The organism is Pimelobacter simplex (assembly GCF_024662235.1).
In the GTDB taxonomy this organism is placed as follows: Bacteria; Actinomycetota; Actinomycetes; order Propionibacteriales; family Nocardioidaceae; genus Nocardioides.
In genome coordinates, this window is sequence record NZ_CP096276.1 from 1,594,312 (window position 1) to 1,619,555 (window position 25,244).

General features: G+C 71.8%; 24 protein-coding genes and 1 pseudogene. 13 read left to right on the forward strand and 12 right to left on the reverse strand.

The genetic code is table 11. From position 1 onward, the window contains the following. The first annotated feature begins 1 nt into the window (after position 1). From M0M48_RS07600 to M0M48_RS07610, 3 genes are read left to right on the forward strand one after another with little or no spacing between them, the layout of a single operon-like run. Positions 2 to 1,501, forward strand: a complete 1,500-nt coding sequence (locus tag M0M48_RS07600; protein ID WP_215815033.1) for an amino acid permease — start codon at positions 2 to 4, stop codon at positions 1,499 to 1,501. Then, positions 1,498 to 2,448 carry a proteasome assembly chaperone family protein gene (locus M0M48_RS07605; RefSeq protein WP_257750677.1) on the forward strand — a complete coding sequence of 317 codons (951 nt, stop codon included), beginning with the start codon at positions 1,498 to 1,500 and terminating at the stop codon, positions 2,446 to 2,448. Before M0M48_RS07600 ends, M0M48_RS07605 begins: the two co-directional genes overlap by 4 nt. Then, on the forward strand, positions 2,445 to 3,329 hold the full coding sequence (locus M0M48_RS07610) for an acyl-CoA thioesterase (RefSeq protein ID WP_308220373.1): 885 nt from the start codon (positions 2,445 to 2,447) through the stop codon (positions 3,327 to 3,329). Before M0M48_RS07605 ends, M0M48_RS07610 begins: the two co-directional genes overlap by 4 nt. Positions 3,330 to 3,527: 198 nt before the next feature. On the opposite strand, the gene M0M48_RS07615 is transcribed toward M0M48_RS07610, so the two are convergent. From M0M48_RS07615 to M0M48_RS07630, 4 genes are read right to left on the reverse strand one after another with little or no spacing between them, the layout of a single operon-like run. Further along, positions 3,528 to 4,637 (reverse strand): alcohol dehydrogenase catalytic domain-containing protein, encoded by a 1,110-nt coding sequence (locus tag M0M48_RS07615; RefSeq protein ID WP_257750678.1) that lies wholly within the window; start codon positions 4,635 to 4,637, stop codon positions 3,528 to 3,530. Next, positions 4,634 to 5,869, reverse strand: a complete 1,236-nt coding sequence (locus tag M0M48_RS07620; RefSeq protein ID WP_215815030.1) for an aminotransferase class III-fold pyridoxal phosphate-dependent enzyme — start codon at positions 5,867 to 5,869, stop codon at positions 4,634 to 4,636. The genes M0M48_RS07615 and M0M48_RS07620 overlap by 4 nt, the downstream gene beginning before the upstream one ends. Beyond that, positions 5,866 to 6,882: a transketolase family protein gene (locus M0M48_RS07625; protein ID WP_257754462.1), complete on the reverse strand. Its 1,017-nt coding sequence runs from the start codon at positions 6,880 to 6,882 to the stop codon at positions 5,866 to 5,868. The genes M0M48_RS07620 and M0M48_RS07625 overlap by 4 nt, the downstream gene beginning before the upstream one ends. A gap of 5 nt (positions 6,883 to 6,887) precedes the next feature. Further along, a complete protein-coding gene (locus M0M48_RS07630; protein ID WP_257750679.1) occupies positions 6,888 to 7,763 on the reverse strand; it encodes a transketolase in 876 nt (291 codons plus the stop codon). A 189-nt stretch (positions 7,764 to 7,952) separates the two neighbouring features. Between M0M48_RS07630 and M0M48_RS07635 the strand changes: the two genes are divergently transcribed. The 3 genes from M0M48_RS07635 to M0M48_RS07645 all read left to right on the forward strand — a co-directional run bounded on the left by M0M48_RS07635 (position 7,953) and on the right by M0M48_RS07645 (position 11,572). Next, entirely contained in the window at positions 7,953 to 8,477 is a 525-nt protein-coding gene (locus M0M48_RS07635) for an Lrp/AsnC family transcriptional regulator (protein ID WP_215815027.1), read from the forward strand. A 168-nt stretch (positions 8,478 to 8,645) separates the two neighbouring features. Then, positions 8,646 to 10,109, forward strand: a complete 1,464-nt coding sequence (locus M0M48_RS07640; RefSeq protein ID WP_257750680.1) for an aldehyde dehydrogenase family protein — start codon at positions 8,646 to 8,648, stop codon at positions 10,107 to 10,109. Continuing rightward, positions 10,106 to 11,572: an APC family permease gene (locus M0M48_RS07645; RefSeq protein WP_257750681.1), complete on the forward strand. Its 1,467-nt coding sequence runs from the start codon at positions 10,106 to 10,108 to the stop codon at positions 11,570 to 11,572. The genes M0M48_RS07640 and M0M48_RS07645 overlap by 4 nt, the downstream gene beginning before the upstream one ends. Positions 11,573 to 11,650: 78 nt before the next feature. Here M0M48_RS07645 and M0M48_RS07650 read toward each other — a convergent pair whose 3' ends face one another. Both M0M48_RS07650 and M0M48_RS07655 read right to left on the reverse strand, forming a co-directional pair. After that, on the reverse strand, positions 11,651 to 12,496 hold the full coding sequence (locus M0M48_RS07650; protein WP_257750682.1) for a MaoC family dehydratase: 846 nt from the start codon (positions 12,494 to 12,496) through the stop codon (positions 11,651 to 11,653). Between the two features lie 2 nt (positions 12,497 to 12,498). Continuing rightward, positions 12,499 to 13,845, reverse strand: a complete 1,347-nt coding sequence (locus M0M48_RS07655; RefSeq protein ID WP_257750683.1) for a 3-oxoacyl-ACP reductase — start codon at positions 13,843 to 13,845, stop codon at positions 12,499 to 12,501. 156 nt (positions 13,846 to 14,001) lie between these two features. On the opposite strand from M0M48_RS07655, the gene M0M48_RS07660 reads away from it, so the two are divergent. Continuing rightward, on the forward strand, positions 14,002 to 15,282 hold the full coding sequence (locus M0M48_RS07660) for an acetyl-CoA C-acetyltransferase (protein WP_257750684.1): 1,281 nt from the start codon (positions 14,002 to 14,004) through the stop codon (positions 15,280 to 15,282). A gap of 80 nt (positions 15,283 to 15,362) precedes the next feature. Here M0M48_RS07660 and M0M48_RS07665 read toward each other — a convergent pair whose 3' ends face one another. The 6 genes and pseudogenes from M0M48_RS07665 to M0M48_RS07690 all read right to left on the reverse strand — a co-directional run bounded on the left by M0M48_RS07665 (position 15,363) and on the right by M0M48_RS07690 (position 19,413). Continuing rightward, positions 15,363 to 16,052, reverse strand: a complete 690-nt coding sequence (locus M0M48_RS07665; RefSeq protein ID WP_257750685.1) for a TetR/AcrR family transcriptional regulator — start codon at positions 16,050 to 16,052, stop codon at positions 15,363 to 15,365. Between the two features lie 53 nt (positions 16,053 to 16,105). Continuing rightward, positions 16,106 to 16,501: a hypothetical protein gene (locus M0M48_RS07670; RefSeq protein ID WP_257750686.1), complete on the reverse strand. Its 396-nt coding sequence runs from the start codon at positions 16,499 to 16,501 to the stop codon at positions 16,106 to 16,108. 39 nt (positions 16,502 to 16,540) lie between these two features. Beyond that, positions 16,541 to 16,789: pseudogene (locus M0M48_RS07675) on the reverse strand (ATP dependent DNA ligase); the annotation flags it as partial. A 48-nt stretch (positions 16,790 to 16,837) separates the two neighbouring features. Beyond that, on the reverse strand, positions 16,838 to 17,245 hold the full coding sequence (locus M0M48_RS07680; protein ID WP_257750687.1) for a hypothetical protein: 408 nt from the start codon (positions 17,243 to 17,245) through the stop codon (positions 16,838 to 16,840). A gap of 13 nt (positions 17,246 to 17,258) precedes the next feature. Continuing rightward, on the reverse strand, positions 17,259 to 18,800 hold the full coding sequence (locus M0M48_RS07685) for an ATP-dependent DNA ligase (RefSeq protein WP_257750688.1): 1,542 nt from the start codon (positions 18,798 to 18,800) through the stop codon (positions 17,259 to 17,261). A 4-nt stretch (positions 18,801 to 18,804) separates the two neighbouring features. Continuing rightward, positions 18,805 to 19,413, reverse strand: coding sequence for a TetR/AcrR family transcriptional regulator (locus M0M48_RS07690; protein WP_215815018.1), 609 nt, complete (start codon positions 19,411 to 19,413; stop codon positions 18,805 to 18,807). Between the two features lie 94 nt (positions 19,414 to 19,507). On the opposite strand from M0M48_RS07690, the gene M0M48_RS07695 reads away from it, so the two are divergent. The 6 genes from M0M48_RS07695 to M0M48_RS07720 all read left to right on the forward strand — a co-directional run bounded on the left by M0M48_RS07695 (position 19,508) and on the right by M0M48_RS07720 (position 25,241). After that, positions 19,508 to 20,455 carry a DNA-3-methyladenine glycosylase family protein gene (locus M0M48_RS07695; protein WP_257750689.1) on the forward strand — a complete coding sequence of 316 codons (948 nt, stop codon included), beginning with the start codon at positions 19,508 to 19,510 and terminating at the stop codon, positions 20,453 to 20,455. A 97-nt stretch (positions 20,456 to 20,552) separates the two neighbouring features. After that, positions 20,553 to 21,461, forward strand: coding sequence for an SCP2 sterol-binding domain-containing protein (locus M0M48_RS07700; RefSeq protein WP_257759321.1), 909 nt, complete (start codon positions 20,553 to 20,555; stop codon positions 21,459 to 21,461). Next, on the forward strand, positions 21,461 to 22,291 hold the full coding sequence (locus tag M0M48_RS07705) for an MlaE family ABC transporter permease (protein WP_215815016.1): 831 nt from the start codon (positions 21,461 to 21,463) through the stop codon (positions 22,289 to 22,291). The genes M0M48_RS07700 and M0M48_RS07705 overlap by 1 nt, the downstream gene beginning before the upstream one ends. Then, positions 22,291 to 23,160 carry an MlaE family ABC transporter permease gene (locus M0M48_RS07710; RefSeq protein ID WP_252373345.1) on the forward strand — a complete coding sequence of 290 codons (870 nt, stop codon included), beginning with the start codon at positions 22,291 to 22,293 and terminating at the stop codon, positions 23,158 to 23,160. Before M0M48_RS07705 ends, M0M48_RS07710 begins: the two co-directional genes overlap by 1 nt. A 9-nt stretch (positions 23,161 to 23,169) precedes the next feature. Continuing rightward, positions 23,170 to 24,228, forward strand: a complete 1,059-nt coding sequence (locus tag M0M48_RS07715) for an MCE family protein (protein ID WP_257750691.1) — start codon at positions 23,170 to 23,172, stop codon at positions 24,226 to 24,228. Further along, the gene (locus M0M48_RS07720; RefSeq protein WP_215815014.1) at positions 24,225 to 25,241 is read left to right on the forward strand and encodes an MCE family protein; all 1,017 of its coding nucleotides are present in this window, start codon (positions 24,225 to 24,227) and stop codon (positions 25,239 to 25,241) included. Before M0M48_RS07715 ends, M0M48_RS07720 begins: the two co-directional genes overlap by 4 nt. Positions 25,242 to 25,244: the final 3 nt, after the last annotated feature.

The window sequence follows — 25,244 nt, forward strand, 5'->3', positions numbered from 1 at the left end:
CGTGAGCCTGTTCCGCACCAAGTCCGTCGAGCAGTCGATCGCCGACACCGACGAGCCCGGCCACCGGCTGCGCAAGGACCTCTCCGCGCTCGACCTGACGGTCTTCGGCGTCGGCGTGATCATCGGCGCCGGCATCTTCGTGCTCACCGGCACCGTCGCGGCCAGCAACGCCGGCCCGGCGCTCGCCCTGAGCTTCGTCATCGCCGCCGTCGCCTGCGGCCTCGCCGCGCTCTGCTACGCCGAGCTCGCCTCGACCGTGCCGGTCGCGGGCAGCGCCTACACGTTCAGCTACGCCACGCTCGGCGAGCTGGTCGCCTGGATCATCGGCTGGGACCTGGTGCTCGAGTTCACCGTCGGCGCCGCAGCGCTGTCGACGGGCTTCTCGGCGTACCTCCAAGAGGTGCTGAGCATCGTCGACGTCACGCTGCCCACCCAGATCAGCTCGGCGGCGACCGGCGTGGTCGACCTGCCCGCGATGGTGATCGCGCTGCTGGTCACCTTCCTGCTGGTGCGCGGCACGAAATTCTCCAGCCGGATCAACCAGGTCGTCGTCGCGCTCAAGCTCGTCGTGGTCGCCGCGGTCATCGTGGTCGGCATCGCGCACATCAAGCTCAGCAACTGGACGCCGTTCATCCCCGACGCCCAGCCCGCCCCGCAGTCCGAGGGCGGCTTCGCCGACGTCCCGCTCATCACCAGCCTGCTCGGCCTGGAGCCCGCGGTCTTCGGCATCGCCGGGGTCATCTCGGGCGCGGCCATCGTGTTCTTCGCCTTCATCGGCTTCGACATCGTCGCCACCACGGCCGAGGAGACCAAGAACCCCCAGCGCGACGTGCCCATCGGCATCCTCGGCTCGCTGGCGATCGTCACCGTGCTCTACGCCGCGGTCAGCCTCGTCGTCACCGGCGTGCGCTCCTACCAGGACATCGACCCCAACAGCGCCGCGCCGCTCGCCGACGCCTTCAAGGCCGCCGGTGTGAGCTGGATGCCCGACCTCATCTCGATCGGCGCGTGCATCGGGCTGGTCGTGGTCGCGATGATCCTCATGCTGGGCCAGACCCGGGTCGCCTTCGCGATGGCCCGCGACGGGCTGCTCCCGCGGCCGCTGGCCAAGGTGCACCCGACCTACGGCTCGCCCTACCGGATCACCATCGTGACCGGCATCGGCGTGGCCGCGCTGGCCGGCTTCGTCGACCTCAGCACGCTGGCCCACCTGGTCAACATCGGCACGCTCTTCGCGTTCATGCTGGTGAGCATCGGCGTGGTCGTCCTGCGCCGGTCCCGCCCGGACCTCCCGCGCGGCTTCCGGACGCCGTTCGCGCCGCTCGTGGCCGCCGTCTCGACGCTGATGTGCTTCTACCTGATGCTCAACCTGACCGGCGACACCTGGATCCGGTTCCTGGCCTGGATGGCGATCGGCGTCGTCGTCTACTTCCTCTACGGACGCCGGCACAGCCGCCTCGGCGCCGCGGAGAAGGAGCGGGGGAATAGTCTTTCCGCGTGACCTCATCGACCCGCCTCGTCCACATCGTCGACGAGGTGCCCGAGCTCGAGGGTGTCGAGACGCTGCCGATGATCGTCGCGCTCGAGGGATTCCTCGACGCGGGCAACGCCGGCGCGCTCGCCTGCCGGCACCTGGTCCGCACCGGTGCGGCCTCGCCCGAGGGCGGCGGCGTCGTGGTCGCGACCTTCGACGTCGACGAGCTGCACGACTACCGGGCCCGCCGGCCCCCGCTCACGTTCGCGCGCGACCACTACGAGGGCTACGAGGCCCCGCGGCTCGTCGTACGGATGCTGCGGGACGCGGGCGGCTCGCCGTACCTGCTGCTGCACGGGCCGGAGCCCGACATCCGCTGGGAGGCGTTCTGCCGCGCGGTGCGCGCGGTGATCGAGCGCTTCGGCGTGGCGCTGGTCGTCTCGATGGGATCCGTGCCGATGGCCGTGCCGCACACCCGGCCCATCGCGATCACCCACCACGCCAACAACCCCGACCTGATCACCGGCACCAGCCCGTGGCGCGGTGAGCTCCGCGTGCCCAGCAGCGTCCAGGCGCTGCTCGAGGTCCGGCTGGGGGAGTGGGGCCACGACGCCCAGGGCTTCGTCGCCCACGTGCCGCACTACCTGGCCCAGCTCGACTACCCGCGCGCCTCACTCTCGCTGCTGGAGCAGGTCGAGCTCGCCGCCCGGCTGACCATCGACCTGACCGAGGTCCGCGAGCTCGCCGACGACCGCGAGGACGAGATCACCCGCTACCTCTCCGCCAACGACGAGGTCGCCGACGTCGTCACCGCGCTGGAGCAGCAGTACGACACCTTCGCCCGCGCCGAGGAAGAGGGCAGCAGCCTCCTCGCCGAGGACGAGCCGCTGCCCACCGGAGAAGAGATCGGCCGCCAGTTCGAGCAGTTCCTGGCCGGGCTCGAGGGCCCCGACGAGACCGGAGGCACCCCGTGACCGACCTGGGTGAGAAGCGCGAGATGGGCGAGGCCACGCGCAAGCTGGTCTCGCTGCTCGACCTGGAGCAGCTCGACACCGACCTGTTCCGCGGCCAGCAGCCCGAGACCATCCGGCAGCGCGTCTACGGCGGCCAGGTCGCCGCCCAGGCCCTCATCGCCGCCACCCGCACGGTCGACGACGGCATGCACGTCCACTCGCTGCACTCGTACTTCCTGCTGCCCGGCGACTACACGGTCCCGATCATCTACGACGTCGAGCGCATCCGCGACGGCCGCTCGTTCGCCACCCGCCGGGTCCTCGCCCGCCAGCACGGCCGGCCGATCTACTACCAGTCGCTCAACTTCCAGCGCGCCGAGGAGGGCCTGGAGCACCAGGACCTCATGCCCGACGTCAAGCCGCCCGACGAGGGCCTCAACCTCATGCAGCTCATGGCCGACCGCGGCACCGACGACGGCCTCAGCAAGGAGTGGGCCGCCCTCGACGTGCGCTGGCTCGGCAGCTCGGCCTACGGTCTCGACGCCCTCGACGCCTCCCGCCCCTCCCAGGCCCGCGCCTGGATCCGCGTCGACGGCCGGCTCAGCGACGACCCGATCGAGCACCTCGCCACGTTCACCTACGCCAGCGACGTCTCCATCCTCGGCGCCGCGCTCGCCGCCCACCCGAAGCACACCCCCGACAAGGTCCAGATGGCCTCGCTCGACCACACCATCTGGTTCCACCGGCCCTTCCGCGCCGACGAGTGGTGGCTCTACGACCAGTGGTCGCCGTCCGCCTCGGGTGGGCGCGGCCTCGCGCTGGGCCGGGTGTTCACCCAGGACGGGACGCTCGTCGCGACCGTCGCCCAGGAGGGGCTGATCCGGCCCACCCGCCGGGACTGAGCCTTCCTGCCCGCCGAAGTACGCCGGTTGCTGGTCCGAAGTACGCCGGTTGCAGGGCAGCCTCTGCACTTGGGACAAGCAACCCACGCACCTCGGACCCGCAACCTCCGCACTTCGTGGGGCGGCGACGACTCCGCCGTCTGGTGCTGCCCGGCGACGGGGGCCGCGCGCTTCCCTGTGGGTGCCTCGGCGCCCTAGTCAGTCGAGCACGACGACCTGCCGGACCGTCGTACCGTCGGCGAGGAGGTCCATCGCCTCGTTGATCCGGTCCAGGCCGATCCGCGACGAGATCAGCCGGTCCACCGGCAGGATGCCGTCGCGCCACATCTGCGCGTAGCGGGGGATGTCGCGCGCGGGGACGGCCGAGCCGAGGTAGCTGCCGACGACGGTGCGGGCCTCCGCGGTGACGGTCAGCGGCGAGATCGCCGCGCGGGCGGCGGGGGAGGGCAGCCCGACGGTGACGGTCGTGCCGCCGGGGGCGGTCGCCGCGAAGGCCGTCTCGAAGGCGCTGGGGTGACCCGCGCACTCGATGACGTACGGCGCCCGGACGCCGCGCTCGACCAGCTCGTCCGGCGTCCAGGCCTCGGTGGCGCCGAGGTCCCGGGCCTGGTCCAGCTTGGCGGCGACGGTGTCCACCGCGACGATCCGCCGGACCCCCAGCGCCCGGGCGGCCAGGACCGCCGCCATGCCGACCCCGCCCAGACCGACCACGACGACGGGGTCCGCCGGGGCCGGCCGGGCGACGTTGAGGACCGCGCCGCCGCCGGTGAGGACGGCGCACCCGAGCACCGCCGCCACGTCGGGCGGGATGTCGGCGTCCACGGGGACGGCCGAGGCGCGGTCGATCACCGCGTGGGTGGCGAAGCCCGAGACCCCGAGGTGGTGCTGGACCGTCTCGCCGCCGGGACGGGTGAGGCGCCGGGACCCGTGCAGCAGCGCACCGGCGTTGTTGGCGGCGGTGCCTGCCGGGCAGGGCATGCGACCGCCCTGCCCGCAGGCCTCGCACTGCTCGCAGCGCGGCAGGAACGACATCACCACGCGCTGGCCCGGCGCGACGTCGGTGACCGCGGCACCCGTGCGGACGACGATGCCGGCCGCCTCGTGGCCGAGCAGCATCGGTGTGGGGCGGACCCGGTTGCCGTCGACCACGCTGAGGTCCGAGTGGCACACGCCCGCCGCCTCGACCTTGACGAGGAGCTCGGTCGGGCCGGGCTCCCCGAGCTCCAGCTCGGCCACGGTGATCGGCCGCGAGACGGCGTACGGCCGGGGCCGGCCGATCTCCTCGAGCACCGCGCCGGTGATCCTCATCGGCGGGCCAGGGCCGCGAACGCACCGTCGGTGCGGTCGAGCGCCTCGTCGATGTCGGCGTCGGTGTGGGCGGCCCCGAGGAACCAGTTGTGGTACGGGTGCACGTAGACCCCGCGCGCGCCCGCCTCGTCCGTCCAGGCCCGGGTCAGCGTGAAGTCGTCGTCCCCGGCGAACCGGAGCAGCGGCATCTGCACCGGACCCGACTGGACCACCGCGAACCCGTGGGCCGCCGCCTGCCGGTCGAGCCCCGCGCGCAGCCGGCTGCCCGCGCGCTCGATCCGGGCCAGCGCGTCGGTCTCGCGGAGCTCGGTGATGGTCGCGACCGCCGCGGCCATCGAGACGGCCGAGAACCAGAACGACCCGGTCGCGTAGATCCCCTGAGCGGCGTCGCGCAGGGCGTCGGTGCCGGTGACCGCGGCGAGGGCGTAGCCGTTGGCGATGGCCTTGGACCAGGCCGACAGGTCCGGCCGTACGCCGAGCGGCTCCCAGCTCCCGGCGAGGTCGAGCCGGAACCCGCAGCGGACGTCGTCGAGGACCAGCGCCGCGCCGGTCCGGTCGCACAGCTCCCGCACGCCGCGGGCGAACGCCGGGTCGGCGAGCTCCTGGTCGCGGCCCACGTCGTGGCGGAACGGGCACACGATCACCGCCGCCAGGTCGTCGCCGGCGCGGTCCGCGGCGGCCTGCACCGAGGCGAGGTCGTTGTACTCGAAGTAGTCCAGGTGCGCGCGGTCCTCGGGCGTGACCCCGGCGGTCCCGGGCGTGCACCAGGGGATCGCGCCGTGGTACGCCCCGTGGGCGACCAGCACCTTGCGGCGGCCGGTCGCCGCCCGCGCGATCGTCAGGCACGCCGTCGTGGCGTCGGTGCCGTTCTTGGCCAGCAGCGCCCAGTCCGCGTGCGCGACGGTGTCGACCAGTAGCTCGGCCAGCTCCACCATGACCGGAGGCGTCCCGTTGAGGCAGTCGCCGCGGGCGGCCTGGTCGGCGACCGCCCGCTGCACCGCCGGGTGCTGGTGCCCGAGCACGATCGGCCCCCACCCGCACATGAAGTCCAGGTAGGTGGTGCCGTCGGCATCGGTGACCCGGCTGCCGTTCCCGCCCGCCATGTACTGCGGCAGCGTGGCGGAGAACCCGCTGACGTTCATGTGGCCGTAGCCGCCGCCGGGGATCACCAGGCGCGCCCGCGCGGCCAGTCCGGCCTCCCGGGCCGCGGTCACGGTGGTCGCGGCGCTCATCCGAGGAGCTCCCGGGCGACCGCCGCGATCCCGCGGGCGTCCAGGCGGTAGGCGGCGTACAGCGCGGCCGGGGGACCGACCGGCACGTACTCGTCGGGCACGCCGTGCTTGCGGAACCGCACGGGCGGAGCGCCGCCGGCGAAGAGCGCCTCGGCGACCGCAGTGCCCAGGCCGTTGGTGGTGTTGTGCTCCTCGACGGTGAGGACGGCGCCCGTCTCGCGCGCCGCGGCGAGCACCTCGTCGACGTCGAGCGGCGCGATCGTGTGCATGTCCACGACGCGCGTGCTGATGCCCTCGCCGGCGAGCTCGGCCGCCGCCTCCAGCGCGGGGTGCACCTCGCTGCCGGTCGCGATGATCGTGAGGTCCGTGCCGTCCTGGAGGCGGACGGCCTTGCCCAGGGTGATGTCGGGGACGTCGGCGTACACCTCGGGGTCGCGCCCGCGGCCGAGCCGGATGTACATCGCCCCGGGGTGGTCGGCAGCCGCCCGCAGCACTGCGCGCAGGTGGTTGGCGTCGGTGGCGCACACGACCGTCAGCTCGGCGAAGGTCCGCAGGATGCCGAGGTCCTCCAGGGCGTGGTGGCTGGTGCCGTAGAAGCCCATCGACATGCCGGAGTGGTGCCCGACGATGCGCACGGGCATCCGCGGGTAGGCGCAGTCGGTGCGGATCTGCTCGGCGCACAGCAGCGCGGAGAACGAGGCGAACGTCGCCGCGAACGGCACGTAGCCGCACGATGCGATGCCGGCCGCGGTGGTGATCATCCCCTTCTCGGCGATGCCGAGGTTGAAGAAGCGCTCCGGGTGCCGCGCGCTGAAGTCGGTGGCGCGGTTGGCGCTGGCGAGGTCCGCGGTCAGTACGACGATCCGCGGGTCGTGGTCGGCGAGGTCGGCGAGCTCCTCGCCGAAGACGAACGCCGGGATCGAGCTGACGTCGCTCCCGTCGAAGGAGCCCTCCTCCCGCAGCTCGGTCGCCCCGCCGCCGAAGATCTCGGCCTGGTCCTGGAAGGTGGTCATCTCGCTCACTTCGCTGCCTCCATCGGCTGCAGGCCGGCCTGCAGCTCCGCGATCACGTCGTCGTAGTCGGCGCCGACGAGGTTGCCGACGTGCCAGTCCGGGTTGAACTCCATGAGCCGCACCCCGCGGCCCTTGACCGTGTCGGCCACGATCACCTGCGGCGGTCCGTCCGGACCGTCCGGCAGGGCGTCGAAGACGTCGAGCACGGCGTCGAGGTCGTGGCCGTCGACCCGGTGGGTCTGCCAGCCGAAGGCGGCGAACCGGTCCTCGACGGGCTCGACGCTCATCACGTCGTCGGTGAAGCCGTCGATGCAGAGCTGGTTGCGGTCCACGATCGCCACGAGCCGGCCGAGCCGGTAGTGCCCGGCGGCGTTGGCGGCCTCCCAGACCTGGCCCTCGTGCAGCTCGCCGTCGCCGAGCATGCAGAACGTGCGGTACGGGCGCTCGCCGATGCGGGCGCCCAGCGCCATGCCGACCGCGATCGAGAGCCCGTGCCCGAGCGAGCCGGAGCTGAAGTCGATGCCGGCGACCTTCTTCATGTCCGGGTGGTCGCCGAACGGGCTGCCGAGCCGGGTGTAGGTGTCGAGGTCCGAGGGCGGGAAGAAGCCCAGGTCGGCCAGCACCGGGTACAGCCCGATCGCCGCGTGCCCCTTGCTCAGCACGAAGCGGTCGCGGTCGGGCCAGGCCGGCTCGTCGGGCCGCAGGTCGAGCACCGCGTAGTACAGCGCGGCGAACAGCTCGGCGGCCGAGAACGACGAGGTGTAGTGGCCGGCCCCGGCGACCCGGGACAGGCGCACGGTCTCGAGCCGGACGAACCGGGCGCGTTCGGTGAGGCGGTCGAGCGCGGCCTGCCGCTCGGGGGTGTCCTTCGGCGGGATCATGGGATCACTGCTCCTTGGTCGTGGGGGTCGGTGGCCCCGCGGAAGAGCAAGAGTGGGAGAAGTTTCGATTCCATGTGGTCGCTGCCGAAGACCTCTCGTAACAAGGCTTGATTCAGGCAGGTTCTTCGTCCAAGGTGGGCGCACCTGGGCTCCGCCCGAAGTTTCTGCCGCACGAGGGAAGGACCACCGATGGCGCGCTACGTCGACGAGCGTTCGCGAGAGATCAAGATCGACGAGATCGACGAGATCCTGCTGTGGGAGCTGACGACCGACGGCCGGATGTCCAACAACGACCTGGCCCGCAAGGCGGGCATCGCCCCGTCGACCTGCCACGCCCGGGTCAAGCGCCTCACGAACCTCGGGGTGATCAAGTCGGTCAACGCCTTCGTCAACTACGAGGCGCTCGGGTTCCCGATCCAGGCCATCGTCTTCGTGCGGTTGCAGGCCCAGGCGCGCAACCAGGTCAAGACCTATGCGAGCCGGGTGATCCAGTTCCCCCAGGTGATCAACGTCTTCTTCATGGGCGGTCCCGACGACTTCCTGATCCACGTCGCGTGCACGTCGAGCTCGCAGCTGCGCGACTTCGTCGCCACCAAGCTCAGCGCCGGACCGGTGGCGGCCACCACGACGAGCATCATGTTCGACCACCTGATCGGCGTGCAGCACATGGAGTACGTCACCGGGTACGAGGAGATGAGGCACCCGGTGCGCTGAGCGGCCGAAGAACCTTCCGGGGTGGCCCGGTCGCCCCGGCCGCCCGGTGAAGATCATCGAAGACTGCCGGCCCCACCCGGCACGATCTTCGGATCGCGCCCCCCGAAGCACGCCGTTCTGCTTCGTTTTCGCCACCCAACTTGGCGCCGAATGACAGGAGGCTCGCAGATGAACGCACCGGCCGAGACGCTGGTCCGCTACCGGATGTCGATCGCGGGACAGGAGCGCGACAGCGCGTCCAGCGAGATCATCGAGGTCCGCAACAAGTACGACGGCGCGCTCCTGGGAACCATCCCCGCGGGCACCGCCGCCGACGCCCAGGCCGCGCTCGACGCCGCCCCCGAGGGCGCTGCCGCCTGGGCGGCCACGCCCGCGTACCGCCGGGTGGCGATCCTCAAGGCCGCCGTGGCCGAGATCCGCGCCCGCCGCGACGAGCTCAGCGCCGTGCTGTCGGCCGAGAACGGCAAGACGATCGCCGACGCCACCGCCGAGATCGACACGACGGCGCGCATCTTCGAGGGCTTCGCCGAGGAGTCGCTGCGCCTGTTCGGGCAGACGATCCCGCTCGACATCCAGGAGGGCCTCGAGTCCGACCTGATGATCACCGTGCGCGAGCCGCTCGGCGTCCTGGTCGGCATCGTGCCGTTCAACTTCCCCGCCGAGCTCTACGCCCACAAGGTCGGCGCCGCGCTGGCCGCGGGCAACGCCATCGTGGTCAAGCCGCCGGAGGACGACCCCCTGGTCACGATCCTGCTGACCGAGATCCTGCACCGGGCGGGCGTGCCCGGCGCGGCCCTCCAGCTCGTCACCGGCTACGGCGAGGTCGTCGGCAGCCACCTCTCGCAGAGCCCCGACATCGCCGCGGTGACGTTCACCGGCAGCACCGAGGTCGGCACCATCGTCGCCGCGAGCGCCGGTCGCAACGTGGTGCGGGTCTTCCTCGAGCTCAGCGGGAACGACGCCTTCATCGTCTGCGACGACGCCGACGTCGAGGCCGCCGTGGACCACGCGGTCGCCGGCCGGATCTTCGCCAACGGGCAGGTATGCGTCGCGACCAAGCGCATCATGGTCGCCCGCGCGCGCTACGACGAGTTCGTCGCCGCGCTGAGCGACCGGGTACGCCGGCTGCGTGTGGGCGACCCGAGGAGCGAGCACACCGATGTGGGACCGCTCATCAGCGTGGACGCCGCCCGCCGCGTCGAGCGCCAGATCCAGGACGCCGTCGGCCAGGGCGCGAGGATCCTGGTCGGGGGCGTCCGGGACGGCGCGTTCATCACGCCGGCCGTGCTGGAGATCGACACCGGTGTCGGCATCGCCACCGACGAGGAGATCTTCGGCCCGGTGTTCTCCGTGCTGGCGGTCGACGGGCTCGACGAGGCGGTCGACCTCGCCAACGCCTCCCGGCTCGGCCTGAACGCGGCGGTGTTCACCGCCGACCTCCAGCGGGCGATCCGGGCCGGCCGCCGCATCCAGGCGGGCATCGTCTCGGTCAACGGCGGCAACGCCTACCGCCCGGACGTGGCGGCGTTCGGCGGCTACAAGAAGAGCGGTCTGGGCCGCGAGGGCATCGCCTACACCCTGGAGGAGTTCACCCAGGTCAAGAGCATCGTGCTGCGCGGTGTGGTCTCATGACGAGCCCGTCCGGCGCGCCGCCGGTCGCGCGCGCCGCTCAGCCCTCGCCCGACGGGGCGGCCCGGATGCAGCGCGGCCTCGGCGTCGTACCGATGGTGCTCATGGTGGTCGCCGCGGCCGCGCCGCTGGCCGTGGTGACCGCCAGCGTCCCGGTCATCATCTCGGCCAGCGGGAGCACCGCCGCGCCGCAGTTCTTCATGGTGGCGACCGTCGTCCTGTGCCTGTTCTCGGTCGGCTTCACGTCGATGAGCAAGCACGTCCCGAACGCCGGTGCGTTCTACTCCTACATCCAGCGCGGGCTGGGCCGGCACGTCGGCGTCGGCGCGGCCGCGCTGGCGCTCGGGTCGTACGCCGTCATGCTCATCGCGCTCTACGCCTACCTCGGCGTCGCCACCTCGACGCTGCTCGACCGGGTCCACGTCGGCGTGCCCTGGTGGTGCAGTGCCCTCGCGTGGGTGCTCGCCGTCGGTCTGCTCGGCTACCGCGACATCGAGCTGAGCTCGAAGGTCCTGGCCGTGCTCCTGGTGGCCGAGACGCTGGCGGTCGTCGTCCTCGACGTCGCGATCGTGGGCCACGGCGGCGCCGACGGGTTGAGCGCGACGCCGTTGTCGCCGTCCAGCTTCGCGACGGGGGCGCCGAGCCTCGGCCTGATGTTCGCCTTCTTCTGCTTCATCGGCTTCGAGGCGACCGCGGTCTTCCGCAACGAGGCCAAGGATCCCGACCGGACCATCCCGCGCGCGACCTACGTCGCGGTCGTCTTCATCGGGGTGTTCTACGCGTTCGCCGCCTGGGTCGTGGTGCAGGGGCTCGGCGTCGGCCAGGCCGTCGACCAGGCGTCGCAGGACCCCGAGGACGTCGTGCAGAACCTCGCCGCCACCTACGTCTCGCCGATCCTGACCGACGTGATCCAGGTGCTGCTGGTGACGAGCTTCTTCGCGTGCGTGCTGTCGTTCCACAACGTCATCACGCGTTACCAGTTCACTCTGGCGACCAAGGGCCTGCTGCCGGCCGCGATCGCCGAGGTGAGCGACCGGCACCGCACGCCGTCGCGCTCCTCGCTGACCTTCACGACCATCTCGTTCGCCGCGGTGGCGACCGTCGCGCTGCTCGGGTGGGACCCGATCGGCCAGACCTACGTGTGGTTCTCCGGCGCCTCCACCTTGGGGCTCATCGCGCTGATGGCGATGACCAGCCTGGCGGTGATCGTCTTCTTCCGCACCAAGGCGCCGGGCCCGAGCGTGTGGCACGCGGTGATCGCGCCGGGCCTGGCGTGCGCGGGGCTGACGGTGATCCTGGTGGTGATCATCGCCAACTTCTCGCTGCTGGTCGGGAGCACCGGCACGGCCGTCGTCCTCGGCTGCGGCATCGCGGCGACCTTCGTCTCCGGACTGGTCGTCGCCGAGCGGACCCGGCGCACCCGGCCCGACCGCTACGCGGCGCTGGACCAGGACGGCGCGGCCTGACCTGACCTGACCTGCCCCGGACACGCGCAGGCCCGGCCCCCGCCTGGGGGACCGGGCCTGTGCGTCGCTCCCGTCAGGTCACAGCGCGGTCGTGCGTCCCAGCAGGTGGGGCGCACCCGACTTGGGGTTGACCAGCGTGAAGTCCCAGCCGCTCGCCGTACCGTCGGCGCCGAACTGCGCCTTGCCCGGCAGGAAGATCGGCTTCTTGAACGCCACCTCGACCTTGACCGCGTCGGGCAGCCGGTTCTCGAGCGCCGCGATGCAGCGCGCCTTGCTCCACATGCCGTGGGCGATGTGGCGCGGGAAGCCGAGGGCCTTGGCGGTCAGCGGGTAGAGGTGGATCGGGTTGTGGTCGCCCGACACCGCCGCGTAGCGCCGGCCGAGGTCGCTGCCCAGGCTCCACACGGGGCCCTTGGCGTCGACGGCGACCAGGCTCATACCCGGGTCGCCGTTGTCCTTGTCGCCCTTGCCGACCCGCAGGTACGTCGACACCGACTCCCACACGACCTCGTCGCCGACGGTGCCGGTGACGTTCATGTCCCAGGCACGGCCCTTGGTGCTGGCCCGCAGGTTGTCGGCGGTCAGCGCCAGCGACACGGTCTCGCCGATGGCGACGGGACGGTGCTGGACGATCGTGTTCTCCAGGTGCACCGAGCCGATGGCCGGGAACGGGAAGGACGCGTCGGTCATCAGCTGCATGTGGAGCGGGAACGCCAGCATGTGCAGGTAGGGGAGCGGGGCGACGTCCTTGTTCGGGAAGCCGCACACGTCGGCGTACCGCTGGACCTGGGCGCGCTCGACCACGACGTCGTCGCGGCGCAGCGTCACCGTGGGCAGCGCACCGCCGGTCTTCTTGATGCCCGGCAGCTGGTTGAGGCCCGGGACGGCGGGCAGCGCCGCCTTGAGCATCACGGGGAGAGCCATGCTCAGGCCCCCAGCATCATCTGGCCGCAGACCCGCACGACATTGCCGTTGACGCCCGACGACGCCGGATTGGCGTACCAGGCGATCGTCTCGGCGACGTCGACCGGGAGCCCGCCCTGGGACATGGCGTTGAGGCGCTGGCCGACCTCGCGGGTGGCGAACGGGACGGCCGCGGTCATCTGGGTGATGATGAAGCCCGGCGCGACGGCGTTGATGGTGATGCCGTCCTTCAGCTCGTCGGCGAAGCTGTCGACGAGGCCGATGACGCCGGCCTTGGACGCGGCGTAGTTGGTCTGGCCCACGTTGCCGGCGATGCCGGCGATCGAGGCGACGCCCACGATCGAGCCGCCCTTGTTGACCACGCCCTGGTCGAGCAGCTCGCGGGTGATGAGCTCGGGAGCGGTGAGATTGACCGCGATCACCGAGGTCCAGCGGTCGCCCTTGTCGTTGGCCGCCATGTTGGCGAGCTTGCGGTCGCGGGTGATGCCGGCGTTGTGGACGACCACGTCCACGCCGCCGTGCTTCTCCTTGAGGTGGTGCGCGATCCGCTGGGGGGCGTCCTTGCCGGTGATGTCGAGGGTGAGCCAGTCGCCCTCGAGCTCGTTCATGAGCGCCTGGAGCTCGCTGGCCGCCTGCGGTACGTCGACCCCGACCACCGTCGCGCCGTCGCGGTGCAGCACCCGGGCGATCGCCTCGCCGATGCCGCGGCTCGCGCCGGTGACGAGCGCGACCTTGCCGGCCAGCGGCTGGGTCCAGTCGTCGACCGCGGTCGTGGTGGCCTTGCCGTGGGCGCCGATCCGGATGACCTGGCCCGAGACGTAGGCCGACTTGGGGGAGAGGAGGAACGCCAGCGTGCTGGTCGCGGCGGCCTCCTGGCCCTCGGCGACGTAGACGAGCTGCGAGGTCGCGCCGCGGCCGAGCTCCTTGCCGAGGCTGCGGGTGAAGCCCTCGAGCGCGCGCTGCGCGATCCGCTCGCCGCCCTTGGTCTGCTCGGGCGGCGTACCGAGGACGACGACGCGGGCGCACGGCTCGAGGCTGCGCAGCACCGGGGTGAAGAAGTCGCGCAGCGCGACCAGGTCGCCGGCGTCCTGGAGCCCGGTGGCGTCGAAGACGAGGCCCTTGAGCTTCTGGCCGTCCTCGGCGGCGGTGGTCGACGCGACGCCGATCAGGTCGAGCAGGCCGGGCAGCGACTCGGCGAGGCGGCCGGTGCCGCCGACCAGCACGGTGCCCTGCACGAGCGGGTCACCGGCGGTGTAGCGGTCGAGCTCGACCGGGTTGGGCAGACCGAGGTTCTTGACGAGGATCTTGCCGATCGGGGAGCTCACGAAGCCCTGGTACTTGTCGCTCATGCTCAGGTCGCAATCTGTGTGGGTTCAGCGGAAGGTTTGTCCACGGGCCGGGCCCGCTCGTAGTCTATGTAACTAGATGTGTAACTCTGAGTCCACATTTCGTGATCTGGCACTCAAACGGTTCTCCTGAGGACCGACAGAGGTGAGGATGGAACCATGGCAGACACTGTTCGTCGGGCCGCCGTACTCGGCGGTAACCGGATCCCCTTCGCTCGCTCCAACGGGGCCTACGCCACCGCCTCCAACCAGGAGATGCTGACCGCCGCGCTCGACGGCCTGGTGGCGCGCTTCGGGCTGGAGGGTGAACGTCTCGGCGAGGTCGCCGGCGGCGCCGTCCTCAAGCACAGCCGCGACTTCAACCTGGTCCGCGAGTCGGTGCTCGGCACCAAGCTCGCGCCCGAGACCGCGGCCGTCGACCTGCAGCAGGCCTGCGGCACCGGCCTCCAGGCGATCAACTACATCGCCAACAAGATCAAGCTCGGCCAGATCGAGTCCGGCATCGGCGGCGGTGTCGACACCACCTCCGACGCGCCGATCGCCATCTCCGAGAAGCTCCGCAAGAAGCTCATCCAGCTCAACAACGCGCGCTCCACCAAGGACCGCCTCGCGATCCTCGCCACCATCCGCCCCGGCGACATCGGCCTGGCGATCCCGTCCAACGGCGAGCCGCGCACCCGCCTGTCGATGGGCGACCACCAGGCACTGACCGCCCTGGAGTGGCAGATCGCCCGCGAGGCCCAGGACGAGCTCGCCGTCACCTCGCACCACCACCTCGCCGCGTCGTACGACGAGGGGTGGCAGGACGACCTCATCACCCCGTTCCGCGGCCTGGAGCGCGACAACAACCTGCGCGCCGACTCCTCGCTCGAGAAGCTCGCCAAGCTCAAGCCGGTCTTCGGCAAGGGCGAGGCGGCGACCATGACGGCCGGCAACTCGACCCCGCTGACCGACGGCGCGTCCGCCGTACTGCTGGGGTCGGAGGAGTGGGCCGAGGCCCACGGCCTCGAGGTGCTCGCCTACTTCGTCGACTCCGAGGTCGCCGCGGTCGACTTCGTCAACGGTGCCGAGGGCCTGCTCATGGCGCCGGCGTACGCCGTACCGCGGATGCTGGAGCGCAACGGCCTGACCCTCCAGGACTTCGACTTCTACGAGATCCACGAGGCCTTCGCCTCGCAGGTGCTCTCGACGCTCGCCGCCTGGGAGAGCCCGGTGTTCTGCAAGGAGCGCCTCGGCCTCGACGCCCCCCTGGGCTCCATCGACCGCGCCAAGCTCAACGTCAAGGGCTCCTCGCTCGCCGCGGGCCACCCGTTCTCGGCGACCGGCGGCCGGATCGTGGCCAACACGGCCAAGCTCCTCCAGGCCAACGGCGGCGGCCGGGCACTGATCTCGGTCTGCGCGGCCGGTGGCCAGGGCGTCGTCGCGATCATGGAGCGCTGAGGCTCCGCTCGCTCGCGCGAACGGCCCGCTCCCTGTCGGGGGCGGGCCGTTCGTCGTACGGGCTGGGCTGGGGGTGGGGTTCAGGCGGCGGTGACCAGCGCCAGCGCCGAGCGGACCATGTAGGAGCGCACCTGCTCCGACGAGATCTCGCCGACCGTCGGGATCCCTGGCGCGATCTCGCTGACCAGGATGCCCAGCCGGGCGAGCTGGAGCGCCCCGAGCCCGCTGGCGTAGAGCGCGTTGGCGAGCAGGATCGGGTCGTCGGTGAGGTGGAAGGCGCCCTTGTCGACGCCGGTGGCCAGCGTCTCGGAGAGCACCGTCAGGCACGAGGTGATGCCGCGCCCCAGCTTGAACAGCGGCCCCTCGGCGATCTCGTCGAGCAGCTCGTCACCCGGCCGCACCATCAGCGCCTGCGCGCAGTCCACGAACGCCGGGTGTGCGACGCCGTAGTCGACGAAGGCACCCACGATCGCCTCGAGCTGCCGGGCCGGCTCCTCGGACCCGGCCGCGGCCGCGGCCATCACGTCGTGCAGCTCCTCGAGGTAGCCCACGAGCGTGAGCGCGAAGAGCTCCTCCTTGCCGGTGAAGTGCCGGTAGACGATCGCTCGGTTGATCCCGACCGCGCTCGCGACCTCCTCGATCTGCACGTCCCGCACACCCTTGGAGTCGAAGATCTGCCGCGTCGCTGCGATGATCTCCGCCTGGCGCGCCTTGCGGCGCGCTGCGGCCGCCTTGCGGCGTCCGCCGGTTGCGGGTGCGTGGGTCGCCATGGGGCGAGTGTACGCGATGTGCAACTCGGTGTTGCAACATCTCGGTCTGGGAGTCAGAGCCCCACGGGCACGACCGCTCCGTTGAGGGCCCGCGCCCCGGTGCTCGCAGCTGCGCGGTTGCCGTTCTTGGCGACCACGACGACGCCGCGAGCGACACCGACGTACCCACCGTCGGGGAACGCGATGTCGACCAGGTCGAGCCACTGGATCTGCTGGCGCTCGTTCTTGAAGGTGATGAGGTTGACCCGCTTCCCGCGCAGGTTGCACACGAGCGAGCTCTTCGTCATCCCGCCGGCGCCTTCCGCCAGGCGGACGCTCTTGCAGCCGACTGCCTTGGCGATCGCCTTCGCCTGCTGGTTGTACCCAGGGCGGTAGGCCGCTTGCGAGGGTGCCGCCGCCGTGAGGACGAGGGCAGCGGTGAGTGAGGCGACGGCGAGAGGACGGTGCATGGCGGGACCTGTTCTGCTTCGGGTTCTGGTGAGGGCAGGTCAGGGCGTCAGCAGCCCGCGCACCGTCTCGATCGTGTCCGCCTCGTCCGCCGACTTGTCGTCCCGGTACCGCACCACCCGCGCGAACCGCAGCGCCAGCCCACCCGGGTAGCGCGTCGAGCGCTGGAGCCCGTCGAAGGCGATCTCGACGACCTGCTCGGGCCGCACGGTCACGACCCACCCGTCGTCGGACACCTCCAGCGACCGGAACCGCTCGGTCTGCCAGGTGAGCATCTCGTCGGTCATGCCCTTGAAGGTCTTTAGGAGTGGTGGCTGATCGGCGTGTGGCGGACGCCGTCACTCAGCGGCCAGGTCCGCCGCGAACACTCCCGCAGCCTTGATCGGCCGCCGCCGCCACCACCAGCCGTCCTTGTTCTCGACCCGGTAGAACCGCCCGATCGCAGAGCCACCGTCGTCCTCGGTAGCCGTCTTGAAGCGAGCGTCGAGGACCTTCAACTCCTCGGCTCGTGCGTCTCGAACCCGGTCCGTCAGCATCGGCCACACGAGAGAGAGCCAGTCGCGACAAGCCATGTCATTCGTGTACTCGTCGACCATCTGGTCATAGCCCCGCTCGACCTCTGCGACGAGGGACGCCCAAGCGTCGAACATCTCGTTCAGCGTGAACGCCTTGCGCCAACCCTGAGCGTAGAGCTCGCGGGATGCGCGGTCGATGGACTCGTAGTCCTCGGCGGCCATCTCGCCCATGGCTCGAACCCTGTCACGAACCGACTGCCGAATGTCGAAGGAACGCCCGCACCGTCTCGATCGTGTCCGCCTCGTCAGCCGACTTGTCGTCCCGGTACCGCACCACCCGCGCGAACCGCAGCGCCAGCCCACCCGGGTAGCGCGTCGAGCGCTGGAGCCCGTCGAAGGCGATCTCGACGACCTGCTCGGGCCGCACGGTCACGACCCACCCGTCGTCGGACACCTCCAGCGACCGGAACCGCTCGGTCTGCCAGGTGAGCATCTCGTCGGTCATCCCCTTGAAGGTCTTGCCCAGCATCACGAACCCGGACGGCGACGAGGGGTCGCGGGCGCCGAGGTGGATGTTGGAGAGCCAGTCGCGGCGGCGGCCGGAGCCGTGCTCGACCGCGAGGACGACGAGGTCGAGGGTGTGGACGGGCTTGACCTTGACCCAGGCCGAGCCCCGTCGCCCCGCGTCGTACGGCGCCGCGGCGGCCTTGACGACGACGCCCTCGTGGCCGGAGGCGAGGACGGAGGTGGTGAAGGCTGCGGCGGCGGTGGGGTCGGTGCCGATCCAGCGCTGGACGCGGTGCTCGGGTGGGACGAGGTCCTCGAGGACCTGCCAGCGCTCGTGGGCGGGGAGGTCGAGGAGGTCGGTGCCGTCGCGGTGCAGCACGTCGAAGAAGTACGGCGACACGACGGCGCCGTCGGATGCACCGTCCGTGGCGGTCCGGGAGGCCGTCTCCTGGAAGGGCCGCGGGCGGCCGTCGGGGGCGAGCGAGAGGGCCTCGCCGTCGAGGACGAGGCGGGTGGCGGGGAGGGCGCGGACGATGGCGACGACCTCGGGGAGGCGGTGGGTGATGTCGTCGAGGCTGCGGGTGGCGACGAGGACGTCGTCGCCGTCGCGGTGGACCTGGATCCGGATGCCGTCGAGCTTGGCGTCGACGCCGACGAGGCCGCCGTCGCTGCCGCCGGCCTTGGTGAGGGCGGCGGCGACGTCGGGGGCCGAGGAGGCGAGCATGGGCAGGATCGGGCGGCCGACGGTGAGGCCGACCTCGGCGAGGGCGGCGGGGCCCTCGAACGCCGCCCCGACCACGTACGTCGCGCCGCCGGCCAGCATCGCCGCCCGGCGGACGGCGGCGAGCGGCACGTCCGCGGCGAGGGCGAGGGCCTCGGTGACGACGGCTTCGAGCGCGCCCTGGCGCACCTCGCCGACGGTGACGGCGCGCAGCCAGTCCTGCTCGGGGGCGGTGGCGCGGCCGAACAGGTCGACGACCGCGGCGGCACGGCGGCCGGCCGAGCCGGGCCCGGCCAGGAGCGCCATGGCCGCGAAGGCCGCGTCGACCTCGCCCACCTCGAGGGTCGGCGCGGGAGCCGGGGGCGGCAAGGTCTGCAGGCTGCGCCAGCCCAGGCCGGTGCGGCGCTGGCGCAGGCGTCCGCCGAGGTAGTGGGCGACGAGGTCCCGCTCACCGGGAGCGGCGGCGTTCAGCAGGTCGGCGAGGAGCCGCACCTTCTCCTTGCGCGACCGCGTCGCCGCCACCGCGCGGGAGACGTCGACGAGGTCGTGGAGCAGCATCGCGTCAGCGCGTGGCTTCCAGGGAGGCGGCGGTGACGGCGCCGTCGATGACCTGCTCGTAGACCAGGTCGAGGTCGAGGGACTCCGCGCTGGTGCCGGACAGGTCGCCGAAGTAGCCGGCCACCTCGAGCGAGACGAAGCCGTGGAGCGAGGCGAACAGCGCCATCGCGCTCTGCAGCAGCCGGTCGTCGGGCAGGCCCGCGGAGCGGACCATGACGGCCAGCGCCTCGATCGCGTCGAGCGCGGCGGCGTAGAACGCCTCGCGGTCGATCGGGGGCCGGGTCAGGGCGGCGTAGCGCTGGGGGTGGGTACGGGCGAAGGCGCGCAGCGCGTGGCTCAGGGCGCGCAGGCCGGTGAGCCCGGCGTGGCCCATGGCCGCCTTGCGGACGTGGTCGCCGAGCAGCCGCATCGCGCGGACCTGGATGAGGGCGCGCAGGTCCTCGAGGTTCGCGACGTGGTTGTAGAGCGACGACACCCGGGCCTCGAGCTCGGTGGCGAGCGAGGTCATCGTCAGCGCGTCGTACCCGTCGCGGTCGACGAGCGCCTCGGCCGCCTGGAGCACCGCTTCCTGGTCGAGGCGGGCTCGGCGGCTGCGGGTCGGGTCGATGCTCAACTGCCCTCCGGAGCCTGAGGAGATGAAAGAGAGATGAAATAGATTCGTTGTTGCGCGAGAGAGCCTAGTCCACGCGGAGCCGTACAGTGCTGCGGTGACCTCCCCGGACGGCGCCACCCGCGTGTGGCACCCCGGTCGCCCGGTTCCGGTGGCGGCGCTGCTGGGCCAGCACCGGCGCGGGGGCGGTGACCCGACGCTGCGGCTGGCCGTCGAGGGCCGGCACTGGCGGGGGAGCCGTACGCCGGAGGGCCTGGTCACCCTCGCGGTGCGCGACCAGGACGCCGACGGTGCCGTCGCCGCCGAGGCCTGGGGACCGGGCGCCGCCTGGGCCCTCGACCAGCTCCCGGCGCTGCTCGGCGAGCACGACGACTGGACCGGCTTCGAGCCGCGGCACCCCGTCCTCGTCGAGGCCCGGCGCCGGTACCCGCACCTGCGGCTGGGCCGGACCGGTCTGGTCCTGGAGTCGCTGGTGCCCTCGATCATCGAGCAGAAGGTGACCGGTCAGGAGGCCTTCGCCGGCTTCCGCGCCCTGGTACGACGCCACGGCGTCCCCGCGCCCGGCCCCGGTGCCGCGCGCGGGCTGGGGCTGATGGTCCAGCCCGACGCGGAGACCCTGCGCGCGATCCCCTCGTGGGAGTGGCTGCGCCTGCACATCGACCCGGCGCGCAGCCGGGCCGTGGTGACCGCCGCCCGCCACGCCGCCGCCCTGGAGCGGGCGGCGTCCCTGAGCGGCGAGGAGGCCGAGCGGCGGCTGCGGAGCCTGCCCGGCATCGGGGTGTGGACCGCGGCCGAGGTCCGCCAGCGGGCGCTGGGCGATCCCGACGCCGTCTCGTACGGCGACTACCACGTCGCCAAGGACGTCGGCTGGGCGCTGGAGGGACGCCTCTTCGACGACGCCGAGCTGGCCCGCTACCTGGTGCCGTGGACCGGTCACCGGGGCCGGGTCCCACTGCTGGTGATGGCGGCCGGGCTGCGCCGTCCGCGGCACGGTCCGCGCATGTCACCGCGTGAACATCTCCCGACCCGTGACCAAATGGCGTGATATCTGTTACACCGAGCAACAGTCAGTCGGTCGAGGGCGGGGAGCGGGCATGGCACGGGTGCGGTTGAGCGCTTGGACGCGCGCCACCCCTGACGAGTTGGTCGCCCATCTCCGCGCGGCCGACCCGGCCGCGCTCGTCCACGCGATCCGCGAGGCCTCCGACGAGAGCCTGGTCACATTGGTGCATGACGTCGGGCGGGGTCGAGCCGTTGTCGAGGTCGTGACGAGCCGGATCGGTGACCTCGCCGTGCCCGCCCAGCGCGACGGCGTGCGCGGCGTCGTGCGCTGGGAATCCGGCGACCCGGCGCTCGCCGCGACCGTGCGGTTCGCCGACGGCGTCGTCGAGCCGGTCACGGACGCGGAGGAGGGCCCCGACCTGGTGGTGCGCGGCAGCCTCGTCCAGCTGCTGCGCCTGGTGGCCGGCCAGCTCGAGATCGCCGTGGCCTACCTCGGCCGGAGCCTGGAGATCGAGGGCGACAGCGCCCTGGCGCTCGCCCTGGCCGGTCTCTTCGCCGCCGACGGCACCGCGCCGCTCACCGGCGTCCCGGTCGACCCGCGCGACATCGACCCGCTCGACGTCTCCCGCGCCCTGCACGGCGTGGACATCGACCATCTGCGATCGGTCCTGGCCTCAGGCTTCCGTCCGGTCGTCCTCGATGAGATCTTCAGCCGGATGCCAGCCCATGTGAACGGCCGCAAGGCGGCCGGTGCGCGGATCACGGTCGGGTTCCGCCTGACCGGCCGCCCCGACGGAGAGGTGGACCGTTACGTGCTCCGACTCAGCGACGGTCAGGCGACCGTCCTCGCCGGGGAGGCGGCCGATGCCGTCGGGCCCGACGATCGCGACGCGACCGTGACCTGCGAGGCCCACGACTTCCTCCGGCTGGTCACCGGCCACCTCAGCGCGATCACCGGCGTGCTGCGCGGCCAGCTGCGGGTGCGCGGTGACAAGGCCGCCGCGCTGCGGCTCGCCACCGCCTTCGACATCCCCAAGGCGGCGGCCTGATGAGCGCCGTCGCTGCCGGGGGCTGGGGCCGCTCGGCCCTCGACAACCTCACCGGCCGGTTCAAGGCCGGCGTGATCACGACCGGCGAGCTGGTCAAGCTCGCGGTCGAGTCGATCCAGTGGGGCTTCGCCGACATCGTCGCCCGGCGCTTCTCCTGGTCCGAGTTCCTGCTCCAGTGCTGGTTCATGACCCGGGTCTCGCTGCTGCCGACGATCCTGGTCGCCATCCCGTTCGGCGTCATCACCTCGGTCCAGATCGGCGCCGCGGCCAACCAGATCGGCGCGCAGTCCTTCATCGGCGCGGTCAACGGCATCGGCGTGCTGCGCCAGGGCGCACCGCTGGTCACCTCGCTGATGATCGCCGGAGCGGTGGGCTCCGCGGTCTGCGCCGACCTCGGCGCGCGCACGGTCCGCGAGGAGATCGACGCGCTCAAGGTCATGGGCATCTCACCCATCCAGCGCCTGGTCGCGCCCCGCATCCTCGCCGCGCTGGTCGTCTCGGTGCTGCTGACCGTGATCGTGGCGATGACCGCGATGATCACGGCGTTCGCGATCGTGGTGGGCGGTGGCCAGATCTCCTCGGGCACCTATCTCGACTCGTTCGTGGGGCTGGCCCAACCCGGTGACCTCGCGCTCGCCGAGTTCAAGGGCCTGCTCTTCGGGTTCGTGGCGATCATCGTGTGCGCCCACAAGGGCCTCAACGCCCGCGGCGGGCCCAAGGCGGTCGCCGACGCGGTCAACCAGGCCGTCGTCCTCAGCGTGATCCTGCTCGCCGTCATCAACGTCGGGCTGACCCAGGCCTACGTGATGCTCTTCCCCGGGGGTGCCTGATGTCCGAGATCAAGCTCGGCCGCACCCTCGGCTCCCGCGCCTCCGACGCCGTGGTCGGCACCGCGGACTCGATCATGTCGGTGCTCGCCATGTTCGGCTCGTTCGTGAGCTTCTCCGGCAAGGTCTTCCGCGAGCTGCCCACCACGATCGCGCTCTACCCCAAGGAGGTGCTGCGCCAGATCAAGGACATCGCCTGGGGCAGCGGCGCGCTCCTGGTCGGCGGCGGCACGGTCGGCGTGATGATCCTGCTTTCGGTCGCGGCCGGTACGTCGATCGGCATCGAGGGCTTCAACGGCCTCGAGATCGTCGGCCTGGCGCCGCTGACCGGCTTCATCTCCGCCAGCGTCAACACCCGTGAGCTGGCCCCGCTGATCGCCGCGCTCGCCCTCGGCGCCCAGGTCGGCTGCCGGTTCACCGCCCAGATCGGCTCGATGAAGATCCACGAAGAGGTCGACGCCCTCGAGGTGATGGCGGTCAGCGCGATGCGCTACGTCGTGACCACCCGGGTGATCGCCTGCATGGTCGCGATCCTGCCGCTCTACCTGATCGGCCTGATCGGCAGCTATATCGCCTCGCAGGTCTCGGTCGTGGTCCTCTTCGGCCAGTCACCAGGCCAGTACGACCACTACTTCTCGACGTTCATCCAACCCAGGGACATCGTCTTCTCGATCATCAAGATCCTGATCTTCGCCCTGACCGTGGCCCTGATCCACTGCTGGTACGGCATGCGCGTCGGCGGCGGCCCGCAGGCCGTCGGCGAGGCCACCGGTACCGGCATCCGGGCCAGCATCGTGTCCATCGTGGCCCTCGACATGGTCCTGACCCTGGTCTTCTGGGGCGGCGACCCCGGCTTCCGGATCTCCGGGTGAGGTGACGACATGGCCCGCGAAGTCTCCCGCAACCAGCTCGCCCGGCGCGGCCTGATCGCCCTCGTGGCGATCGCCGTGATCGGCGCGTTCATCACGCTGCGCAGCAACGGCACCTTCGGCTCCAAGCCGCACGTGACCGCCGAGGTCGCCAACGCCGGCGGCGCGCTGCGCACCGGCTCCGACGTCAAGCTCAACGGCGTCATCGTCGGCAAGGTCAGCCAGATCAGCCGCTCCACGTCGGGCGGGGTCACCGTCGACATGGAGATGTCGCCGCAGGACCTCGACGCCGTCCCGTCCAACGTGGTCGCCCGGATCCTGCCCGCCACCGTCTTCGGCACGACCTTCGTCGACCTCGTGGTGCACGGCAAGCCCAGCGGCGAGCTTCGGGCCGGCGCGGTGGTCCAGGCCGACCGGACCCAGGGCACCCTCGAGCTCCAGCAGGCGCTCGACGACATCGACCGCCTGGTCAAGGCGCTCGGTCCGGCCGAGCTGGCCTCCGCGATCGGCTCGGCCTCCGAGGCGCTCGACGGCCGCGGCAACGAGATCGGCGAGACGGTCCGCACGCTCAACTCCTACCTTGACCGGCTCAACCCGCGGATGCCCCAGGTACGCGAGGACCTCGACGCCCTGGCGGCGACCACGCGGCTGGTCGACGAGATCGCGCCCGACCTGCTCGACGCGACCGACGACGTGCTCGTCACGCTCCACACCATCGTGACCCAGGAGGCCTCGCTGACCGCGCTCATCACCGGCGGCACCAACCTGGCGCGGATCTCGACCGGCTTCCTCGACAAGAACCAGCGCAACCTGGTGCGGTTCATCAACGGTGCCGCGGTGCTGCTCGACGCGGTCTACGACAACCGCCAGGCCGGCATCTCCGACGCGCTCGCGGTCAACCTCGCGCTCGGCCGGACGCTGCCGAGCGCCGTGCGCGAGGGGTTCGTGCGCACCGACGGCACGCTGCGGCTCTCGCCGCCGGACTACTACAGCGGCGGCCAGCGCCCGTCGTACCGGACCGGGAGCAGCGACCCCGCGGGCTTCGGGCGGCTGCTGGGGGAGGGCCGATGACCGGGCTGCGCACGATCGCGTTCAAGTTCGCCGCCTTCGCGGTGGCCAGTGGCCTCATGCTCCTGCTGCTGGTCAACACCATGCAGAACGGCGTCAGCGGCGACACCCGCGAGTACACGGCCGAGTTCGCCGACGTCAACGGGCTGCGCACCGGCGACGACGTCAAGGCGGCCGGCGTCCGGGTCGGCCAGGTGACCAGCATCGAGGCCACCGACGACGGCGCCGAGATCGGCATCGAGCTGGTCGAGGGTCAGCCGCTGCTCGACTCCACCAAGCTCGTCATGCGCTACCAGAACCTGCTCGGCCAGCGCTACATCGCGCTGGTCCAGGGCGCCCAGCGCGGTCCGGAGCTCAAGGACGGCGCGACCGTCCCCCTGGCCCAGACCGACCCGGGCTTCGACCTGACCGGGCTGCTCAACGGCTTCCGCCCGCTCTTCCGGGTGCTCCAGCCCGGTGACGTCAACACCCTGGCCGGCTCGCTCATCAAGGTGCTCCAGGGCGAGGGCGGCACGGTCGAGCAGCTGCTCTCCCAGACCGGCCAGCTCAGCAACTTCCTGGCCGACCGCGACGAGGTGATCGGCCAGGTGATGACCAACCTCAAGCCGGTGCTCGACAACCTGGCCGGCCAGGGCGACGAGCTCACCCAGACGGTCCAGGAGCTGCGTGCCCTGATGACGGGTCTGGCCAAGGACCGCAAGTCGATCGGCGCCTCGATCGACGGCGTCAGCCGCCTGGTCGGTGCGACCAGCTCGCTGCTCAAGGAGGTCAAGGTGCCGCTGGTGAGGACGACCGACCGGCTGGTCACGGTCGCCGACATGCTGGAGCGCTCGCGCTCGAGCCTGACGGCCGCGGTGCCCGCCTTCGCGACGGTCTTCGAGTCGCTGGGCCGCGCCACGTCGTACGAGAACGCGCTCAACGTCTACGTGTGCTCGCTCTCGATCGCGCTGACCAAGAACGGCACGGGCATCAACCCGGTCGGCAACAACGGCCCGTGGTCGGCGGTGTGCCGATGAAGC

Coding starts and splice junctions, on each gene's coding strand:
- M0M48_RS07715 (WP_257750691.1), top strand. CDS start 23,170: ATGGCCCGCGAAGTCTCCCGCAACCAGCTCGCCCGGCGCGGCCTGATC.
- M0M48_RS07655 (WP_257750683.1), bottom strand. CDS start 13,845: ATGAGCGACAAGTACCAGGGCTTCGTGAGCTCCCCGATCGGCAAGATC.
- M0M48_RS07660 (WP_257750684.1), top strand. CDS start 14,002: ATGGCAGACACTGTTCGTCGGGCCGCCGTACTCGGCGGTAACCGGATC.
- M0M48_RS07705 (WP_215815016.1), top strand. CDS start 21,461: ATGAGCGCCGTCGCTGCCGGGGGCTGGGGCCGCTCGGCCCTCGACAAC.
- M0M48_RS07650 (WP_257750682.1), bottom strand. CDS start 12,496: ATGGCTCTCCCCGTGATGCTCAAGGCGGCGCTGCCCGCCGTCCCGGGC.
- M0M48_RS07670 (WP_257750686.1), bottom strand. CDS start 16,501: ATGCACCGTCCTCTCGCCGTCGCCTCACTCACCGCTGCCCTCGTCCTC.
- M0M48_RS07720 (WP_215815014.1), top strand. CDS start 24,225: ATGACCGGGCTGCGCACGATCGCGTTCAAGTTCGCCGCCTTCGCGGTG.
- M0M48_RS07710 (WP_252373345.1), top strand. CDS start 22,291: ATGTCCGAGATCAAGCTCGGCCGCACCCTCGGCTCCCGCGCCTCCGAC.
- M0M48_RS07615 (WP_257750678.1), bottom strand. CDS start 4,637: ATGAGGATCACCGGCGCGGTGCTCGAGGAGATCGGCCGGCCCCGGCCG.
- M0M48_RS07625 (WP_257754462.1), bottom strand. CDS start 6,882: ATGACCACCTTCCAGGACCAGGCCGAGATCTTCGGCGGCGGGGCGACC.
- M0M48_RS07640 (WP_257750680.1), top strand. CDS start 8,646: ATGAACGCACCGGCCGAGACGCTGGTCCGCTACCGGATGTCGATCGCG.
- M0M48_RS07680 (WP_257750687.1), bottom strand. CDS start 17,245: ATGGGCGAGATGGCCGCCGAGGACTACGAGTCCATCGACCGCGCATCC.
- M0M48_RS07665 (WP_257750685.1), bottom strand. CDS start 16,052: ATGGCGACCCACGCACCCGCAACCGGCGGACGCCGCAAGGCGGCCGCA.
- M0M48_RS07630 (WP_257750679.1), bottom strand. CDS start 7,763: ATGATCCCGCCGAAGGACACCCCCGAGCGGCAGGCCGCGCTCGACCGC.
- M0M48_RS07685 (WP_257750688.1), bottom strand. CDS start 18,800: ATGCTGCTCCACGACCTCGTCGACGTCTCCCGCGCGGTGGCGGCGACG.
- M0M48_RS07635 (WP_215815027.1), top strand. CDS start 7,953: ATGGCGCGCTACGTCGACGAGCGTTCGCGAGAGATCAAGATCGACGAG.
- M0M48_RS07620 (WP_215815030.1), bottom strand. CDS start 5,869: ATGAGCGCCGCGACCACCGTGACCGCGGCCCGGGAGGCCGGACTGGCC.
- M0M48_RS07645 (WP_257750681.1), top strand. CDS start 10,106: ATGACGAGCCCGTCCGGCGCGCCGCCGGTCGCGCGCGCCGCTCAGCCC.